General features: G+C 65.0%; 19 protein-coding genes. 6 read left to right on the top strand and 13 right to left on the bottom strand.

The annotated features are described in order from the left end of the window. A complete protein-coding gene (gene serB, locus SKC41_RS26920) occupies window positions 1–1,236 on the bottom strand; it encodes a phosphoserine phosphatase SerB (protein ID WP_330980748.1) in 1,236 nt (411 codons plus the stop codon). A gap of 13 nt (window positions 1,237–1,249) precedes the next feature. Continuing rightward, entirely contained in the window at window positions 1,250–2,992 is a 1,743-nt protein-coding gene (gene ctaD, locus SKC41_RS26915) for an aa3-type cytochrome oxidase subunit I (RefSeq protein ID WP_330980747.1), read from the bottom strand. A gap of 260 nt (window positions 2,993–3,252) precedes the next feature. Here ctaD and SKC41_RS26910 point away from each other — a divergent pair, with 260 nt between their 5' ends. Together SKC41_RS26910 and SKC41_RS26905 are read left to right on the top strand one after the other, a co-directional pair. After that, window positions 3,253–4,296, top strand: a complete 1,044-nt coding sequence (locus SKC41_RS26910) for an iron-siderophore ABC transporter substrate-binding protein (RefSeq protein ID WP_330980854.1) — start codon at window positions 3,253–3,255, stop codon at window positions 4,294–4,296. 122 nt (window positions 4,297–4,418) lie between these two features. Next, on the top strand, window positions 4,419–5,459 hold the full coding sequence (locus tag SKC41_RS26905) for an NAD(P)-dependent alcohol dehydrogenase (protein WP_330980746.1): 1,041 nt from the start codon (window positions 4,419–4,421) through the stop codon (window positions 5,457–5,459). On the opposite strand, the gene SKC41_RS26900 is transcribed toward SKC41_RS26905, so the two are convergent. The 6 genes from SKC41_RS26900 to SKC41_RS26875 form a co-directional block, all read right to left on the bottom strand. Continuing rightward, window positions 5,448–5,864, bottom strand: a complete 417-nt coding sequence (locus SKC41_RS26900; protein ID WP_330980745.1) for a DUF3349 domain-containing protein — start codon at window positions 5,862–5,864, stop codon at window positions 5,448–5,450. The genes SKC41_RS26905 and SKC41_RS26900 overlap by 12 nt on opposite strands. Before the next feature lie 332 nt (window positions 5,865–6,196). Further along, the gene (locus tag SKC41_RS26895; protein ID WP_330980744.1) at window positions 6,197–6,979 is read right to left on the bottom strand and encodes a pentapeptide repeat-containing protein; all 783 of its coding nucleotides are present in this window, start codon (window positions 6,977–6,979) and stop codon (window positions 6,197–6,199) included. A 63-nt stretch (window positions 6,980–7,042) separates the two neighbouring features. After that, window positions 7,043–7,531: a hypothetical protein gene (locus SKC41_RS26890; protein ID WP_330980743.1), complete on the bottom strand. Its 489-nt coding sequence runs from the start codon at window positions 7,529–7,531 to the stop codon at window positions 7,043–7,045. A 78-nt stretch (window positions 7,532–7,609) separates the two neighbouring features. Next, window positions 7,610–8,584, bottom strand: a complete 975-nt coding sequence (gene nrdF, locus SKC41_RS26885) for a class 1b ribonucleoside-diphosphate reductase subunit beta (RefSeq protein WP_330980742.1) — start codon at window positions 8,582–8,584, stop codon at window positions 7,610–7,612. Between the two features lie 197 nt (window positions 8,585–8,781). Beyond that, window positions 8,782–9,789 carry a YncE family protein gene (locus tag SKC41_RS26880; RefSeq protein ID WP_330980741.1) on the bottom strand — a complete coding sequence of 336 codons (1,008 nt, stop codon included), beginning with the start codon at window positions 9,787–9,789 and terminating at the stop codon, window positions 8,782–8,784. 162 nt (window positions 9,790–9,951) lie between these two features. Beyond that, a complete protein-coding gene (locus SKC41_RS26875; protein WP_330980740.1) occupies window positions 9,952–10,554 on the bottom strand; it encodes a TetR/AcrR family transcriptional regulator in 603 nt (200 codons plus the stop codon). Between the two features lie 93 nt (window positions 10,555–10,647). Here SKC41_RS26875 and SKC41_RS26870 point away from each other — a divergent pair, with 93 nt between their 5' ends. After that, a complete protein-coding gene (locus SKC41_RS26870; protein ID WP_330980739.1) occupies window positions 10,648–12,234 on the top strand; it encodes a phytoene desaturase family protein in 1,587 nt (528 codons plus the stop codon). 79 nt (window positions 12,235–12,313) lie between these two features. On the opposite strand, the gene SKC41_RS26865 is transcribed toward SKC41_RS26870, so the two are convergent. Then, complete coding sequence (locus SKC41_RS26865) at window positions 12,314–12,910, bottom strand: hypothetical protein (protein ID WP_330980738.1); 597 nt, start codon at window positions 12,908–12,910, stop codon at window positions 12,314–12,316. A gap of 231 nt (window positions 12,911–13,141) precedes the next feature. Between SKC41_RS26865 and SKC41_RS26860 the strand changes: the two genes are divergently transcribed. Together SKC41_RS26860 and SKC41_RS26855 are read left to right on the top strand one after the other, a co-directional pair. Further along, window positions 13,142–13,588 (top strand): SRPBCC family protein, encoded by a 447-nt coding sequence (locus SKC41_RS26860; RefSeq protein ID WP_330980737.1) that lies wholly within the window; start codon window positions 13,142–13,144, stop codon window positions 13,586–13,588. Beyond that, window positions 13,572–14,111, top strand: coding sequence for a TetR/AcrR family transcriptional regulator (locus SKC41_RS26855; RefSeq protein ID WP_330980736.1), 540 nt, complete (start codon window positions 13,572–13,574; stop codon window positions 14,109–14,111). The genes SKC41_RS26860 and SKC41_RS26855 overlap by 17 nt, the downstream gene beginning before the upstream one ends. A 7-nt stretch (window positions 14,112–14,118) precedes the next feature. On the opposite strand, the gene SKC41_RS26850 is transcribed toward SKC41_RS26855, so the two are convergent. Beyond that, window positions 14,119–14,691 carry a TetR/AcrR family transcriptional regulator gene (locus SKC41_RS26850; protein ID WP_330980735.1) on the bottom strand — a complete coding sequence of 191 codons (573 nt, stop codon included), beginning with the start codon at window positions 14,689–14,691 and terminating at the stop codon, window positions 14,119–14,121. Window positions 14,692–14,791: 100 nt separating this feature from the next. Here SKC41_RS26850 and SKC41_RS26845 point away from each other — a divergent pair, with 100 nt between their 5' ends. After that, a complete protein-coding gene (locus tag SKC41_RS26845; protein ID WP_330980734.1) occupies window positions 14,792–15,721 on the top strand; it encodes an SDR family NAD(P)-dependent oxidoreductase in 930 nt (309 codons plus the stop codon). A 14-nt stretch (window positions 15,722–15,735) separates the two neighbouring features. On the opposite strand, the gene SKC41_RS26840 is transcribed toward SKC41_RS26845, so the two are convergent. From SKC41_RS26840 to SKC41_RS26830, 3 genes are all read right to left on the bottom strand, one after another. Beyond that, on the bottom strand, window positions 15,736–16,194 hold the full coding sequence (locus SKC41_RS26840; RefSeq protein WP_330980733.1) for a universal stress protein: 459 nt from the start codon (window positions 16,192–16,194) through the stop codon (window positions 15,736–15,738). A 72-nt stretch (window positions 16,195–16,266) separates the two neighbouring features. Then, window positions 16,267–17,817, bottom strand: a complete 1,551-nt coding sequence (locus tag SKC41_RS26835) for a flavin-containing monooxygenase (protein ID WP_330980732.1) — start codon at window positions 17,815–17,817, stop codon at window positions 16,267–16,269. Between the two features lie 156 nt (window positions 17,818–17,973). Continuing rightward, a complete protein-coding gene (locus tag SKC41_RS26830; protein ID WP_442931814.1) occupies window positions 17,974–18,711 on the bottom strand; it encodes a TetR/AcrR family transcriptional regulator in 738 nt (245 codons plus the stop codon). Window positions 18,712–18,753: the final 42 nt, after the last annotated feature.

The following is an 18,753-nucleotide window of genomic DNA, read 5'->3' as shown; positions in this document are numbered from 1 at the left end:
CTACTCGGGCGGAATCTCGACGCGGCGCACTTCGCCGTCGACGGCATCGGCGGCCTCGATCTCGCCGCGCGTGACGCCGAGCAGAAACAGCACGGTGTCCAGGTACGGGCTGCTCAACGACGCGTCGGCGACCGCCCGCAACGCCGGCTTGGCGTTGAACGCCACGCCCAGCCCGGCCGCGGACAGCATGTCGATGTCGTTGGCGCCATCCCCGACGGCGACGGTCTGCGCCATCGGCACCCCGGCCTGCTGAGCAAAGTCCCTCAACGCCTTGGCCTTTCCGGGCCGGTCGATGATCTGGCCGACCACCCGGCCGGTCAGCTTGCCGTCGACGATCTCGAGGTCATTGGCGGCGACGAAGTCCAGCATCAGCTCCTCGGCCAGCGGTTCGATGATGCGCCGGAAACCGCCGGAGACCACGCCGCAGTGATAGCCCAGCCGCCGCAATGTGCGCAGGGTGGTGCGCGCGCCGGGCATCAGCTCAAGCTGGTCGGCGACCTCGTCGATCACGGTGGCGGGCAGGCCCTCCAGGGTGGCCACCCGCTGCAGGAGCGACTCGGCGAAGTCCAACTCACCGCGCATCGCGGCCTCGGTGATCGCGGCGACCTGACCCTCGGCGCCGGCCTTGGCGGCCAGCATCTCGATGACCTCGCCCTGCACCAGCGTCGAGTCGACGTCGAACACGATGAGCCGTTTCGCCCGCCGCTCCAGGCTGTAGTCCTCGACCGCGACGTCGACGCCCTCGTTGGAGGACACCTTGTTCAGCGCGGTCCGCAGCGGGCCGTCGGCGCCCGGCGGCACCGACACCCGCAGCTCCAGGCCGGTCACCGGGTAGTCGGAGACGCCGCGGATCAGGTCGATGTTGACACCGAGCGCCGCGACCTCGCGGGCCACCGCCCCGAACGCCCCGGCCGTGATCGGCCGGCCCAGCACGAAGATGGTGTGCGTCGACGGTTCGCGGATGATCGGCACGGCCTCGCTGCGCTCGATCGTGACGTCGAGACCGACCGCGTGGATGGCGTCCTCGACGTCGTCGCCCAGCACGATGCTTTCGGCGACTTCCGGGGGGCAGCAGAGCAGCACCCCCAGCGTCAAGCGGCCCCGGATGACGACCTGCTCGACATTGAGCAGGTCGATTCCGTGCCCGGAGAGCGCGTCAAAGAGCGCGGACGTCACACCCGGTTGATCCACTCCGGTGACGGTGATCAGCACCGACACCTTAGGTGGCGTGTTCACCCGAGATGGGCCATTAGCTGCGCACGTCGACGTCGAGCCGGGTGACGTCGTGGCCTTCTTTGCCATGAGCCCGACCGACGTGCGACTCGGCGCGCATCCGCTCCACCATGTGCGGGTAGTGCAACTCGAAAGCCGGTCGCTCCGAACGGATTCGGGGCAGCTCGGTGAAGTTGTGCCGCGGCGGCGGGCAACTGGTTGCCCACTCCAGCGAGTTGCCGTAACCCCACGGGTCGTCGACGGTGACCACTTCGCCGTAGCGCCAGCTCTTGAACACGTTCCACACGAACGGGAACATCGAGGCGCCCAGGATGAAGGCCCCCACCGTCGAGACGATGTTGAGGCCCTGGAAGCCGTCGGTGGCCAGGTAGTCCGCGTAGCGGCGCGGCATCCCCTGATCGCCCAGCCAGTGCTGCACCAGGAAGGTGGTGTGGAAGCCGATGAACGTCAACCAGAAGTGCAATTTGCCCAGGCGTTCGTCGAGCAGCCGGCCGGTCATCTTCGGGAACCAGAAGTAGATTCCGGCGTAGGTGGCGAACACGATGGTGCCGAACAGCACGTAGTGGAAGTGCGCGACCACGAAGTAGCTGTCGGTGACGTGGAAGTCCAGCGGCGGGCTGGCCAGCAGCACGCCGGTCAGTCCACCCAGCAGGAAGGTGATCATGAAGCCGACCGAGAACAGCATCGGCGTTTCAAAGGTCAACTGGCCCTTCCACATTGTGCCGACCCAGTTGAAGAACTTGATCCCGGTCGGCACCGCGATCAGATAGGTCATGAACGAGAAGAACGGCAGCAGAACGGCTCCGGTGGCGAACATGTGGTGCGCCCACACCGCGACCGACAGCGCGGCGATCGACAACGTCGCGTAGACCAGCGTGGTGTAGCCGAAGATCGGCTTGCGCGCGAAGACCGGGAAGATCTCCGAGACGATGCCGAAGAACGGCAGCGCGATGATGTACACCTCGGGGTGGCCGAAGAACCAGAACAGGTGCTGCCACAACAGAACTCCGCCGTTGGCCGAGTCGTAGATGTGGGCGCCCAGGTGGCGGTCGGCGGCCAGTCCGAACAGCGCCGCGGTCAGCAGCGGGAAGGCGATCAGCACCAGGATGGAGGTGACCAGGATGTTCCAGGTGAAGATCGGCATCCGGAACATCGTCATGCCGGGTGCACGCATGCAGACCACGGTGGTGATCATGTTGACCGCGCCGAGGATCGTGCCCAGACCCGCGACCGCCAGACCCATGATCCACAGGTCGCCGCCGGCGCCCGGTGAGTGGATCGCATCGGTCAACGGCGTGTACGCGGTCCAGCCGAAGTCGGCGGCCCCGCCCGGCGTGATGAAACCGGCCATCGCGATCGTGGCGCCGAACAGGAACAGCCAGAACGAGAAGGCGTTCAGACGCGGGAACGCGACGTCCGGTGCGCCGATCTGCAGCGGCAGCACCAGGTTGGCGAAACCGAACACGATCGGGGTCGCATAGAACAACAGCATGATCGTGCCGTGCATGGTGAACAGCTGGTTGTACTGCTCATTCGACAAGAACTGCAGGCCCGGCGCGGCCAACTCGGCACGCATCAACAGCGCCAGCAGCCCGCCGATGAAGAAGAAGATGAAGCAGGTGACGCAGTACATGATGCCGATCAGCTTGTGATCGGTGGTGGTGATCAGTTTATAGATCAGGGTCCCTTTGGGACCGGTCCTGGCCGGATACGGCCGAACGGCCTCTAGTTCTCCCAACGGGGGCGCTTCGGCTGTCAACAGCTCCTCCAAACATCCATCCCAGACAGGGTTCCCCCGAATCTTAGCTCCCGATCAAGCCGCTGGCAGTGCTGGTCCTACAAACTGTCGTAATTGGTTCCTCGCGGGCGCCGGGCCGCGGCGGCAGACCGGTTCCCAGCTGGCCGGATGTTAGCGTCGAACGCGTGCAATCCGGCGGGAGGCGACCCACCCTGAGGCCCATCAAAGGACCTGTCAAGGGACGCCTGGTGCCCGTCGCCGCTATCGCGGCAGCCGCGGTCATGGCGTGCAGCGGCTGCGGGTCCGGGCAGTCCGGTTCCAAGGGGTCGTCGACCCGGTCGCTGGTCACCCCCACCACGCAAATCGCGGGGGCCGGAGTGCTGGGCAACGACCGCAAGCCCGACGAGTCGTGCGCGCAGGACGCGGCACCGTCCGATCCCGGGCCGGCGACCCGGCAGGCCCACAACGCCGCGGGGGTCACTCCGGACTCGGTCCAGGTGCCCGCGGAGGCGCAGCGCATCGTGGTCCTCTCCGGCGATCAGCTCGACGCCGTCTGCGCACTCGGCCTGCAATCGCGCGTGGTCGCCGCCGCCCTGCCGGACGATTCATCGAGTCAGCCGTCCTATCTGGGCGAGGCCGTGCACGCATTGCCCGGTGTGGGTACCCGCAGCAATCCCGACCTGCGAGCGATCGCCGCGCTGCACCCCGATCTGATCCTGGGCTCGATAGCTCTGACACCGCGGACATATCCGAAGCTGGCGGCGATCGCCCCGACGGTGTTCACCGCCGCACCGGGCGCGGCCTGGCAGGACAACCTGCGCATTGTCGGCGGCGCGACGGCCCGCGTCGGCGCCGTCAACGGTTTGATCAGCGGTTTCACCCAGCGGGCTAACCAGATCGGCGCCTCCCATGACGCGGCCCACTTCCAGGCTTCGGTCGTCCGACTGAGCGTCAACACCCTGCGGATCTACGGCGCCAATAACTTCCCGGCCAGTGTGCTCAGCGCGGTCGGCGTGGACCGGCCGGCTTCCCAGCGGTTCACCGACAAGCCCTACATCGAGATCGGTGCGAGCGACGCCGACCTGGCGAAGGGCGCGGATTTCTCGGCCGCGGACGCCGACGTGATCTACATGTCGTGCGCCACCCGTGCTGCCGCCGACCGCGCCGCGACACTCCTGGACAGCGCTCCGTGGCGCAAGCTGTCGGCGAACCGCGACAACCGCGTTTACATCGTCAACGACGAGGTATGGCAGACCGGCGAGGGCGTGATCGCGGCCCGGGGCATCGTGGACGACCTGCGCCTGGTCAACGCCGCGATCAACTAGCGCCGCCCGGTCGGCGCACGCACACATCGTCAAAAGCTGATATCTGGCCAGTCCGATTGGCCTGAGACCTTTACCTTAGCTAAGCTTTTCTAGGACGCAACCGAATCAAAGAGGGATTGCCAATGAGCACTGTTTCCGCGTATGCCGCCACTTCGGCGAAGGAACCGTTGACCAAGATTACGATCACCCGCCGCGACCCGGGGCCGCACGACGTGGCGATCGACATCAAATTCGCCGGCATCTGCCACTCCGACATCCACACCGCCAAATCCGAGTGGGGTGTGCCGAACTACCCGGTCGTCGTCGGCCACGAGATCGCCGGCGTGGTAACCGCCATCGGCGCCGAGGTGACCAAGCACAAGGTGGGCGACCACGTCGGCGTGGGCTGCATGGTGAACTCCTGCGGCCAGTGCAGCAGCTGCAAGGCCGGGCTGGAGCAGTACTGCAAGCGGGGTGCGACGTTCACCTACAACTCCACCGACAAGGACGGCACCCCGACCTACGGCGGGTACAGCCAGGCAATCGTCGTCGACGAGAACTTCGTCCTGCGCATTCCGAACTCGCTCCCGCTGGACAAAGCCGCACCGCTGCTGTGCGCGGGCGTCACGCTGTTCTCGCCGCTGCGCCACTGGAAGGCCGGGCAGGGCACGCGGCTGGCGATCATCGGCCTCGGTGGCCTCGGCCACATGGGGGTCAAGCTGGGCGCGGCGATGGGTGCGGAGGTGAGCGTGCTGTCGCAGTCGCTGAAGAAGATGGAGGACGGACTGCGGCTGGGCGCCAAGAACTACTACGCCACCTCCGACCGCGACACCTTCAAGAAGTTGCGCAGCAGCTTCGACCTGATCCTCAACACCGTCTCGGCGAACCTGAAGCTCGACGACTACGTGGGCTTGCTCGACGTCGACGGCACGCTCGTCGAATTGGGCATTCCCGAGCACCCGATGGAGATCGGCGCGTTCCCGTTGGCGCTGGCGCGCCGCAGCCTGTCCGGGTCGAACATCGGCGGCATCGCGGAAACCCAGGAGATGCTCGACTTCTGCGCCGAGCACAATGTGACCCCCGAAATCGAGGTCATCGAAGCGGATTACGTCAACGAAGCCTACGAGCGGGTGCTCGCCAGCGACGTGCGCTACCGCTTCGTCATCGACATCTCAACCCTGTGAGACACCCTGGGCCGCGTCGTCGTGGCGACACGCGATCTCTTCGGCCGCTTTGCCATGCTCGTCATCCGGGTGCACGCTGATCCCGGCCAGCGGCCAGCCGGCGGCGGCCAGCGTCGAGGCCACGCGCTGAATGTCCTCTTGGCCGGGGTCGGTGTGAGTCGCCTTCTCGATGAACTCGACGATCTCCTCGCGGCTGACGACGCCGTCAGCTCCGGGCTGCGATTCCTTCACGGCGATGTTGTGAGCAACCTCTTCGAGTTGCTCCTGGGTCAGGGGGGTGCTCCGCAGCAGGGCGAACAACGCCACCTGGTCAGGGCCGGGAACGCCTTGCGGGTAGCCGACGTCCAGCCAGCGGATCACTGACTTGAGGAAATTCGCGTGCTTGTGAGAGTGATGTTCCGACACCCCATCAGTCTCGGGGTACGGATGGTGCCGTGGCCTACGACCATGGCGACAATTCACATGCCGTTCACGACCTGAACATCTGGCGCTAGAAATCGCCCATGCCGGCTACCGACGAGCCATCCGGCCAATTAGTGCTCTTTGCCGCTCCAGCGAATTAAGATGAGCGAGCCGACAACGGCCCGGGCCCAGCCCGGAAGAACGGAGTGGTCATGTCTCGTCTCACGAGCAAACTTGTCGTCGCCTTGGTCCTCGCCTTTGCCGCCTCCACGACCGCGGGGTGCACCATCAATTGCCCGGACGGCCTTGGGGTCTGCGGCATTAGCTGAAACCTCCTAGCGGCGGAGCCTTCCAGGTGCCGCACAGCGTTGGTCACGGGCCGCGGGGGCGAACCCGGGTGGCCACGACGTGGAGGCGTCGTAGTAGACGCACCTGAACACTGCGCCATTGAGATTGGCGGTTTTCAGGTTGGCCCGATACAGCACAGTCTGATCGAAGATTGCGCCCGAAAGATTGGCGTGGTCCAGGTCCGCGCCACTCAAATTGGCGCCTTCCACATCCGTTTCCGATAGATCCGCAGCAACGAGATACGCGTCGATCAGACGGGCGTAATTGAAACTTGCGCGGTAGAGATTCGAGTTATTGAGTATCGCTCCCTCAAGGTTGGCGTCCTCAAAGTTGGCGTTCGCCAATTGCAGCCCGCGCAGGTGTTGGCCGCGCAGATCAAGACCGCCGAATGGGCGCGGCTGATGGGGGTCGACGGCAGAGTGGTCGCGGACGAATCGGAGATTTTCCAGCCGCAATGCCCGGTCCTCGCGAGCATCATCGAGCAGGGCTTGGCCTTTGATCGTTCCCACCGCCACGATGGCGCCGGTAACCAGCGCGACGACGGTCGGAATGATGAGTTCGCTGAACCACCAAGGCATTTCGTGCCACTTTCGGGCAGTTTTCTGCTTCGGCTTCGGCGAAGACGGCTGCGCGGCCACGGGGACGCGCCGGGATCGTGGGCGGCCCGCCACATCGGGTCGTTTGCGCCGGGCCTGGCCGCATTCGCGGCATGCGCCATTGAGCGGTAGCGCCTGCGTTTGCCTATCCGGTACGACCTCGGCCTGTGCCATGGGCGCAGGTTATCGATGAGCGCCTACGACTGCGCAAAATGTGGGCATCCAGCTAGTTGCGCATCAACAGTTCTCTTCGCGCAAAGCCTGCATCGCCAAGTTGTTGAGCAATTGCCGGCCGACATCGGTGCGCAATTGAGGCAGCATCGCGGAGACGACACCGGCGGCGGTGAGAGCGAGGCGGACCAGACCGTCGGGCGTCGCGGCCGCGTCGCCCAGCACCTCATCCTCGGCGCCCGGCTCACCGCCGTGCTGTGCCATCGCCATCCGGGCCACCAGCCGGTTGTCGCGATCGAGATCGACCTCGTCGAGCGCGGATGCCTGGGTCAGGGTCTGGCCGATCTCGGCGATTTCGTTCGGTTCGCACAGCTGAGCCACCAGCTGCCAGAAGATCGACACGGTGGCGCGGATCAGCTGCGCGAGCCGATCGGCAGGGATGACTTCATCGTCGACGACGACGCGCATGGCGGCTTCATCGCCGCGCTCGCCGTGCTGAATCAGCGCCAACGCGCGTCGGAAGTCGGCCGCGCCGACGGAGTTCTCACTATCCACCCTGCTCATCCTGCCCGAGACACGAATCAGCCTGCGGTTTCCGGCAATCCGTACAGAGCAGCCGAGTTGAAGGCGGCTTTAGAAGTCCCAGTCCTCGTCTTCGGTGTTGACGGCCTTGCCGATCACGTACGACGAGCCCGAGCCGGAGAAGAAGTCGTGGTTCTCGTCGGCGTTCGGCGATAGTGCCGACAGGATCGCCGGGTTCACGTCGGTCTCGTCGCGCGGGAACAGCGCCTCGTAGCCCAGGTTCATCAGCGCCTTGTTGGCGTTGTAGCGCAAGAACTTCTTGACGTCCTCGGTCAGCCCGACCTCGTCGTAGAGGTCCTGGGTGTACTCCACCTCGTTGTCGTAGAGCTCGAAGAGCAACTCGTAGGTGTAGTCCTTGAGTTCGGCGCGCTTGGTCTCGTCGACCATCGCCAGGCCGCGCTGGAACTTGTAGCCGATGTAGTAGCCGTGCACGGCCTCGTCGCGGATGATCAGCCGGATCATGTCGGCGGTGTTGGTCAGCTTGGCCCGGCTCGACCAGTACATGGGCAGGTAGAAGCCCGAGTAGAAGAGGAAGCTTTCCAGCAGCGTGGAGGCCACCTTGCGCTTGAGTGGCTCGTCGCCGCGGTAGTACTGCATGACGATCTCGGCCTTGCGCTGCAGATTGGGGTTCTCCTCCGACCAGCGGAAGGCGTCGTCGATCTCGCTCGTGGAACATAGCGTGGAGAAGATCGAGCTGTAGCTCTTGGCGTGCACCGACTCCATGAACGCGATGTTGGTGTAGACGGCCTGCTCGTGCGGCGTCAGCGAATCGGGAATCAGGCTGACCGCACCGACGGTGCCCTGGATGGTGTCCAGCAACGTCAGCCCGGTGAAGACGCGCATCGTGAGCTGTTTCTCGTTGGCGGTCAGCGTCCCCCACGACGGGATGTCATTGGACACCGGCACTTTCTCGGGCAGCCAGAAGTTTCCGGTCAGCCGGTCCCAGACCTCGGCGTCTTTCTCGTCTTGCACCCGGTTCCAGTTGATCGCCGAAGCACGGTCGATCAGCTTCATGTTTTCGGTCACCAGAACCCCACTTCACACACTGTTTTTCCTGAGGGACGTCAGGCTCCAGACACTACCCCTGGGGTCGGACATCCCGCCGGAACACAAGAAGTTGTGTTTGCGTGTCGCGACCCGGGTCACGTTGGAGTGCTCGCGTCGCCTCCGAGGTCCATTGTGCCGTCTGACCGGGTGGTGCCTCCAAACCCACACCGCCGTGGTTAAGGCGCGGTGTCGATGACCTGCAGTACGCCACCGGAAACTCCGGCCACAAACAGACGACCGCTTTTCGGGTCGACACCCACGGTGTAGGGGTCCCGTACCGTCCGGATTCGTTGTCGCTCAACGGGAGTGGGTCCGTTCATGTCGTAGCCGATCACTTCGTTGGTGCCCGAAGAGGCAACCCAGAGCCGGTCGCGCACAGCGTCGTAGGTAATGCCATACGGTCCGCCCGGCTGAGGAATGCTCGCTACCTCACGCGGTGCGGGCAGCGCAGTGAACACCCGCACCTTGTTGCCGCGGGTATCGGTCGCGATCATCCGTCCGTGCTGGTCAACGACCAGATGAGTCGGACCCGCGCCGGCCGGCGTGGATCCCACAATGGTCAACCGCTCGGCGTCGTACACGGTCAGGTCGTTCTTCCGCACGTCGAGCACGCCCACCGAGGTCCCAGCTGCCGCCGTGCCGGCCGGCTGCACACTGTCGGTGAAGACCTTCACGATCTGGCCACGGCGCAACACCGCCACCGTGCCACCGAGTTCGTTGGCGACGAAGACAGTGCCGTTGGTCGCCGCGGCCGCATCATGAGGCGCGGTGCCGGTGACGATGGGCGGCGATGGCTTCCCTTGCGGCAAGCCGACTTGCACCAGTGCATTGGCGGTCTCGACCGGAACCAGCACCGGACCGCCGGGCGCGGCGAGCTGCAGATGCCGGACCGTCCCCGGCAGCGAAACCCGGCCGGTGATGTCGCCCGAGTCCGCATCGATCAGCACCAGTTCATTGGGATCGCGCGTCGCGACCGCGACGGTTCGCGTTGACGCGTCCACGACCACACCTTCGGGCTCGTGCCCCACCGGGATGGTCCGCCCAACGAGCCCGTCGGGGGGAATGGGTGGCCCCTTGAGCGGTTCGGCCGCCGGCGGTAGCCCAGTCGCGGGCGGGCGGATGCCTTCGGTCGCTACCCCCGGCGGCAGCATGCCGGTGGTCGTGGGTCCGGCGGACGTCGCCACGACGGCATCGTGGCCGCAGGCTGCCATCACTGCAGTCGCGAGGCAAACAACGGCCTGCGATGGGAGCTTGCGGATTACCTGCACGGTTTTCGGATACCCCGAGCGGACCGCATCAATCCGACGGTGTTGCGATGGCTGTTGGGCGGGAAGCGATTTCGTTGGTTAATCCAATCCGGCTTCGCGCAGGGTGTGCGTGAGCCCGTCTTCCAGCGCGCTCAGCGCGATGTCGGTCAGGCGGCTCAACTCGTCGATGTCCTCGCCACCTTTGCTCATCCACGCCTCCAGCGAGGCAAACACGGCCGTCGCCAGGCTGTGTGCCGCGATGTCGGCGATCATCGCCCCGTCAGCGGTGGGCTTTGATCGCGCGTGGATGAATCGGCTGATCTCGCCGGCGACCTGATCGCGCATCCGACCGATGTGCGTCGTGATGATGTCCTGGTCGAGGTCGCGCGACCTGATGGTGGCGGCCTCGCGGACCATCGCGAAGTCAAAAGGGAAGGCGTCCACGGCTTTTCGCACCGACGCGGTGATGGGTTCACCATGAGGCCGCAATGCCAGCGCGCGAGCGAACCACTCGAAGCCGATGTCGTAGTCGGCGAAGATCACCGCGTGCTTCGACGGGAAGTGCCGATAGAACGTCCGCTCGGTCACCCCGACGTCGGCAACGATGTCGGACACGCTGGTCTGGTGCACGCCGTCGGCGACAAACCGCTTCATCGCGGCCTGCACCAGCGCCTGACGCGTCCGCTGACTACGAGATTCCACGGTCTAAGCAGACACCAAATGTCATCATTGACGCAAGTATGTCAGATATGACATTGTGCCTGAAGTCGACGGATCAGCACCGGAGGAGTCAGCATGGCCGACTATGACGCGATCATCATCGGAGCAGGTCACAACGGATTAGTTGCCGCGAATGTGCTGGCCAAGAACGGCGCGAAGGTGCTTGTCCTCGAACGCGCTCACTTCCTCGGCGGCATGGCCGCGACCCGCGAACTCTTCGACGGGTACAAGCACAGCGTCGGCGCCTGGGCCGTGCTGATCTGGCGCCAGGAGATGACCGACCGGCTGGAGCTCACGAAGTGGGGCTTCGAACTGATGGATCAGTGGACGTCGACGTGCACGTTCGGCGACGGCACTCAGGCCGCGGACACCCCGTTCGTGATGTACAACGACCTGGAGCGGATGGGACGCCATCTCCTCGAAGATCACGGCGCCGACGTCGCGGCCGCGCTCGGCGGATTGTTCGCGCACATAGGAAGATTCGCGCCCTACTTCGTCGACTCGGCGTTCGGTCCGCCGCTGGACATCATCGAGGTGATCGCCTCGCAGCCCACGCCTGCGGACCGGCATGACTTCGCCCAAATGTGGTACGGCAGCACGATGGACACGGTCCGGCGCTTCCTTGCGCCCGACCAGGGCCGCTGCATCCAGGGCTCGCTGGCCGCGATGTCGATCGACGCGTTCGACGGCGGACCCTGGACCCCGGGCTCGAATGCGTCGACGCTGTACCACTACCTGATCGGCGGCGGCAACGTCGAATACATCATGCCGCGCGGCGGCATCGGCGCACTGAGCGCCGCACTGTGCCGGCGCGCGGAGTCGCTGGGCGCCGAAGTACAGATGAAACAGCACGTGAAGGAAATCCTGGTCGAGAACGGACGCGCCACCGGGGTCCAATTACGTGATGGCACAGCTATTTCCGCCGATGTGGTGCTGTCGTCGCTGGACCCGTACACCACCTTCGTGAATCTGGCCGGCGCGCAGAACTTTCCGCCCGACTACATCCGCAAGATCAAGGAGATCAACTTCAACCTGGGATACATCCAGGCCCATCTCACCATCGATCAAGCGCCCCAATGGATCGAGCGCCTGCAGCCCTACATGCAGGACAACGGGAACTGGTGTCCGACAGTCGCTTACGCGCCGTCACCGGAATACATCAGCGACGCATGGGAGCAGTACCGCAAGGGCGTGCTGCCCGACGCACCTCCCACCTACCTGTACATACCGAGCATGGTCGACTCGTCGCTGGCGCCCGAAGGCAAGCACAGCGCAACGATTTTCACGCCCTACTTCCCCACCGGGCTGGATGCCGACGAAAACCGAAGCTGGAAAGAGCAATACGCCGACACCTGCGTCGGGATCTTCGACAAGTTCGCACCCGGGTTCGCCGACTCGGTGACCAACCGCGTGGTGTTCTCCAACCGCTACTTCGGCAGCACCTTCAGCGCACACGCCGGTGACTACTCGCATGGGTTGTTGCAGCCCAACCAGCTGTGGACCGGCCGCGTCGTGGAGGGAGCTGACAAGTTCGCCACCCCGGTCGACGGGCTCTACCTGTGCGGGCAGTGCACCCACCCGGGCCCGGGAGTCACCGGCATCCCCGGGTGGAACGGCGCCGAGGCGGCGCTCGAGCACCTCAACGCGCGCGTCAAGGCATAGTCCCTCCCGCCGCCCCTCCCGCCGCCACTCCCGCCGGTCCTGCCCGCCGAGATCGATGGCCGGCGCCCTGGCCGCGCGGTCAGATCTTGGCGATCGTGCAGTCGTGGAACGCCCACAACTGAATTCTGTCGGGGTCGGTGTAGATCTTGATCTCGACAGGACCATTACCGCCGGCCGGAACGAAGAAAGTGAACGTGGTGGGTCGGGCGTTGTCCTCGAAACTTGCCGCCACGCCCGGCCCTTCTACGCGGTAATACCCCGGGTAGTGCGGTCCTACAGCGATGCTTGTCGCCCGACAGGTCACCAGGACCCCGGCCCCCGTCGGCGCCTTCGCCAGCGTGAGCCGCAGATACGGCTGAAACTCCGCGTTGCCCGAGAACGTCCCGACCGAGGCGAATGCGTTGGCGCCGGCCGTGTAGTAGGTGACGGTCTCGAAATCGAGCCACGCGACTCCGTCGACCTCAGGCCGGCGCGGACTCAGCACGGCAAGTGTCGTGAGGGAGGCAAAATCCAATCCCGGCACCGCGTCGCCCACGGTGTCGAGAATTTCGCGCTCACCAATTGTTGTGGTCAACACCGGAATGCGATTCACCCGCATGCCAGGCTGCTCCTCCAGCTCTCGCAGGCGAGCAACCAGTGCCTGCGGCAATGAAGCCGCCGCAATAAGGTCTGACATTGTCCTTGCTCCTCTCGTGACGTGTAATCCCTTGTCTCGAAAAGATTTATCTCGCGGTTGGAAGACGCCATAGCGTAGTTCGCTACTTCATTCGCAACGATCGCGGCCGAGGTGGGATGCGCGACGCTCGATGGGGCGCCGGGGCCGCATTGCTCGCGCACATCCGGCCGCCACCGTCGTCCACGCAACGGCCTCTTTGCACGGCATCGCGCACCATGTACCATTTGGTACATGTTTAATGAAGACAGCATTGAGATCGATGCCGCGCCGCAATTGGTATGGGATGTCTTCACCGATGTCGAGCACTGGCCCGACTGGACCGCGTCCGTGACATCGCTTGTCGGGCTGGATGGACCCGGCCTCGCCATCGGCAAACGGTTCGCGATCAAGCAGCCCGGCATGCAGAAGCTGGTCTGGCAGGTTACCGAGTTCGACCCGGGGTCATCCTGGACGTGGGTGCAACGCTCCCCCGGCGTGCGGGTCAGCGCCCGCCACGATGTCATCGGCCAATCGGGCGGCCGCACCCTGGTGCGCCAACAACTCGATCAGGGCGGCGTCCTCGGCGCGCTCGTCGGGCGGCTGATGGCCAAGAAGACCAGGCGCTTTCTGGAACTGGAAGCCCAAGGACTCAAGGCCCGCTCGGAGCAGCTCAGCCGGGCCAATGGTCCGCACCCCTGACCTTGCGCGGCGCCGGCAGCTCCTCGACGCACTGATCGACGAGTTCGCCGACGGCGGCATCGGCGACCGCTCCCTGCGCGAGATAGCCGGCGCCGTCGGCACCAGCCATCGAATGTTGCTGCACCACTTCGGGTCTCGAGAGGACCTGCTGCTGGCGGTCGTCGAGGAGGTCGAGCAACGCCAGATGGGCCTGCTCCCCGAGTTACCGGCGGACGCCGCCACCGGCTTTACCGCGATGTGGGCCGACCTGCAGCGGCCCGAGCTGCGCCGGCTGGAGCGCCTGTTCTTCGAGTGCTACGCGCGCGCGGCCCAGGGTGAAAGGCCCTTCGCCCGAATGATTCCCGGCGCCGTCGACGGTTGGCTGACCGCGGTCGGGGCAGTGGCCGGCGATGCATTCGATCCGGCAATGGCCAGGCTCGGTCTGGCCGTCACCCGGGGCCTGCTACTGGATCTGGTGGCCACTAACGACGACGCCGGCGTGGCTGCGGCCGCGAACGCTTTCGCAATCCTGTTGCGCCGCTGAGGCGAAGCTACTTCGCTTTGGGCAACACCGAGATAAGCGTGTCGACAAGCTCCTCGGCGTTGGTGTGCCACTTGTCCAAATCCATGTGACCGCTCAGGTCCAAACCGGTGATCCCGTGGGCGCTGGTCAACAACAAGGCTGCATAACGGCTCGCCTGCTGCGGACCGGTGATGCGACCCACGATGTCCAGAAACAAATCCTGCGCGCGTTGGGCCACCCGCATCACTTCGGTCGGGTCACCCGCCGGCGGGGTGAACATCAGCCGATACAGATGGGGACGGATGCGCCCGATATCGATCAACGAGAGCAACCCGGTACGCAACGACTGCTCGGGCGAATCGTCGCTGTTGACCAATGCCTCTAGCGCGTCACCCAATTCGCTCAACGCGTTCATGGCCACCACCGCCAGCAGAGATTCCTTGTCGGCGAAGTGGCGATACGCGGCCGAGCGCGACACACCACTGCGAGCGCCCACCTCGCGCAGCGTCACCGCCTCGACGCCACCGAGGTCGAGCAGCACCCCCGCCGCCTCAATCAGCGAACGGCGGGTGGCCGCCGCGCTCTCCGCTCGTGTCGTCACGTGCTGAGCATAAGCCGACGTTTGAGTTGACATTGTCAACTTAACTGCTAGTTTGAGATGACAGCGTCAACTCAAGGCTCATCCTGTAAAGGAGAACACCATGAATTCCTCGAACCCCGCACATCAGGACGAGCTGATCGTCGTGACCGGCGCCTCGACAGGCATGGGCGCGGCGACCGCTAAAGAATTGGCCCGCAAGGGTTTTCATGTTCTCGCCGGCGTGCGACGCGAGGCCGACGCCGACGCGCTGAAAGCCGAGGGCCTGCAAAGCCTGGAGCCGCACATCCTCGACATCACCGTTGAGTCCGACGTGGCCGCGATCGCCGACCGGGTCGCCCACGATCCACGGCATCGCCCACTAAGGGCGTTGATCAACAATGCCGGCATTGCGATCAACGCGCCGGTAGAAGCCCTGCCGCTGGAGCAGTGGCGCCATCAGTTCGAGGTGAATCTGTTCGGCCACATCGCGATGACCCAGGCGCTGTTGCCGGCTCTACTGCTCAGCTCCGGAACCGTCGTGAACATCAGTTCCGTGGGCGGGAAGGTGGTCTTGCCGACTTACGGCGCTTACGCCGGTTCGAAGTTCGCCCTCGAGGCGGTCAGTGATGCACTGCGGCGTGAGGTCGCCGAGCTGGGCATCAAAGTGGTCGTCGTCGAACCCGGCGCCGTCAAGACCGAAATGGCCGTGCGTGGAATCGCCACCGCCGAAGGGTTGAAGGCGAACATGACCGACGCCCAACTCGCCCGGTATGGCGATCTCGCCGCAGCCGTCACGGCACAGGCCCGATCGTTCGGCGAGGACGGTGTTTCGGCCGAACATGCCGCAAAGGTCATCGCCAAGGCGGCCACCGCTTCTCGCCCGCGGACTCGCTACACGATCGGGCGTGACGCCGCGATCTTGCTGCGGGTCAGCCGCGTCGTCTCGGACCGGGTCCTGGACCGGATCGTGCGCTTGAACCTACGATCCTTTGCCAAGGATGCGCAGCAAAGTGAAAAGTCAAGCACTGCAACGACTTCGGTCGGCGCTTAAGGCCTAACGACGCCCTAGTCGGAGGTATGGACGATCAGGACGTCCATCTTGGCTTTGCGGGAGACTTCGGACGGCACCGATCCCAGCAGTCGGCCGGCGACGCTGGCGAGCCCGACGTTGCCGACGACCAGCAGGTCGGCACGGGCGTCCTCGGCGAGCTGCACCAGGGCGGTGATGGGGGCACCGACGATCGACTTCTCCTCCACGTTCTTGGCCCCGGCTCGGTGCGCCCGCTCCCTGGCGTTGTGCAGGATCGCGTAGTAGGGGGCCTCGCCCACCGTCCGGTAGTCCTGACCGTGGTCGCTCCCCGGCGGGATGGCGTAGCGACCGCGTTCCTCGGGAATCGGGGGATGTGCCGTCGCAATGATCAATTTCGAACCATCCTCCGCGGCGATCGCGGCCGCGCGGTCCACCGCACGCAACGACGAGTCCGAGCCATCGGTGCCGACCACGACGGTCTGATACGCGCTCATAAACCTCCGAGTCTAAAGCCTGACGACTCCTTTTGGGAGTCCTGAACTGCGGTTATGTCTAAGCGGCAGGGCTCAGCCCTGAGCGGTGACCCCGGAGCGCTCGGCGCGTGACCCGCTGCGCACGCCGAAGAACTGATATTCGTCGGGCTTGACCGAGTGGGTGGAACGCCAGTACTGCCAGGTGTAGCCGCCCCACAGCACGGTGTTCTTACCGTGCTCGTCGAGATACCAGCTGCTGCAACCGCCGCTGTTCCACACCGACCCCTTGAGTTGCTCCTGCAGCTCGTCGTTGAACTTGTCCTGCGCCGCGCGGGTCGGTGCCAACGCCTGGGCGCCGAATTTGTCGCACTTCTTGATCGCGTCGGCGACGTAGCGAATCTGGGACTCGATCATGAACACCACCGAGTTGTGCCCCAGTCCGGTGTTGGGACCCAACAGGAAGAACAGGTTGGGCATGTCGGCGACGGTGATCCCCCGGTGCGCGCCGATCCCCTCCCGGTTCCAGCGGTCGACCAGGTCCTCACCGTGGCGTCCCTTGATCTGGACATAGGTGTAGGAGTCGGTGACGTGAAAACCGGTGCCATAGACGATTACGTCGACCGGGCGTTCGGTGCCGTCGGCTGTCACGATCCCATCGGGCGTGATCCGGGTGATGGCGTCGGTGATCAGTTCGGTCTTAGGGTCGGCGACCGCACGGTAGTACGTCGACGAGTTCAGGATTCGCTTGCAGCCGATCCGGTAGTTCGGGATCAGCTTGCGGCGCAGCTCGCGATCCTTGACCGAGCGACGGATGTTGTATTTGCAGTACGCCTCAATGAATTTCAGCGCGTTCGGCCGCTTCGTCATGCCGAATGCCAGCGCCTCCTGCCCCCAGTAGATGACCAGCCGCACCAGCGCGCGCAGCCCGGGGACGTTCTCCATGGCCCGGCGCACGGCAACCGGCAGATCCGGGTTCGACCGCGGGACCACCCACGGCGGGGTGCGTTGGTAGAGCTGAAGCTCGCCGACCTGTCCGACGATCTCCGGGACGATCTGGATTGCGCTGGCGCCGGTCCCGATCATTGCCACCCGCTTGCCGGTGAGATCGACGCTGTGGTCCCACTCCGCGGAATGGAAAGCGGGACCGCGGAATTCGTCGCGACCCTCGATCTCGGGGATCGACGGGATGTGCAGCGCGCCGGCGCCCGAGATCAGGAACTGCGCGATGTATTCGCGGCCGTCGGTGGTGAACACGTGCCACCGGTGTTCGTCGTCGTCCCAGTGTCCGCGATCGACCAGCGAATTGAATTCGATGTAGCGGCGCAACCCGTACTTCTCGGTGACGCCCTTGAGGTAGTCCCAGATCTCGGGCTGGTAGGAGAACGGGTTTTTCCAGTCCGGCTTGGGTTCGAAAGAGAACGAGTACAGGTGCGACGGGATGTCGCAGGCGCACCCGGGGTAGCTGTTGTCGCGCCAGGTGCCGCCGACGTCATCGGCTTTCTCCAGGATCACGAAGTCCACGCCCTGCTGCTGCAGCTTGATCCCCATGCCCAGGCCGGAGAACCCGGTTCCGATGATCAGCGCGCGGGTATGCACCGGCTGCGCGGCCGATGTCGGTTCGGCTTGTGTCAATGCATCGGTCACAGTGAATCGGTCCTTCTATTGGCGTATCAGCTCGTGCGTTAGCCGCCGCACCTCATGTCTACCCCGGGCCGGCCAACGTAGATACCCGGTACCAACGGTATCGGATAGAGCAGAGTCTTGACGAATGCCCGGGTGATGTCAACGGGACTTTGGTCCTCAGCTGGCCGCGGGGTTACGTCGCACGGCGCTGTGCACCGGCTGATCGGGGTCGACCGCGATGCCCAGCGCCTCGGCAGTGCCGACGATGACCCCCATCATGATCGTGGTCAGATGGGCGACGAACTGATCGCGCGGCATGCGTCGCGGGCTGTCGGGTTCGCCCAACCACCACTCGGTGGACGACGCGGCCGATCCGAAGGCCGCGTGTGCGGCCAGTTCGAACGCGGCGTGGTCGAGCTTGAAGTCCTTGAGCTCGTTGTCGAACATGTCGGCCATGGTCAGCGTGATCTGCCGGCCCTCGTTGAGGGTGCGCACCGTCGACTCGGTGGTCGCTCCGGAGCGCGCCGAAATGAACACGCGCAGCACGTTGGGATGCTTGTCGACCAGGTTGACGTACTCGTCGACGCTGCGCCGGACGATCTCGCGGGCCGAGTCGGTGGCCAGGTTGATCGACGGGAAGATCGCCGCCCACAACATGTCGCGCAGCCGCTCGCCGATCGCCTGGAACAGGTCGGACTTGTCGTGGAAGTGACGGTAGATCTTCGGCTTGGCGGTGCCGGCCTCTTCGGCGATCTCCCGCACGCTCAGCTCGGGTCCCAGCCGGTCGATCGCGCGAAACGCCGCCTCGACGATTTCGCCGCGCACCTTTTTGCGGTGTTCACGCCAACGCTCGCTGCGCGCGTCGACCTTCGCCCCCGGCTTCACGCTCGGGTGGGGTCTTGCGGGTCGAGGCATTCTCACCACATCAAGCACCATACCGCCCTGCGGCCGCTGACC

This window comes from Mycobacterium sp. 050128, from assembly GCF_036409155.1.
Lineage (GTDB): Bacteria > Actinomycetota > Actinomycetes > Mycobacteriales > Mycobacteriaceae > Mycobacterium.
Note: the sequence above shows the minus strand (reverse complement) of the source record. Positions and strands in the feature narration are given on the sequence as shown.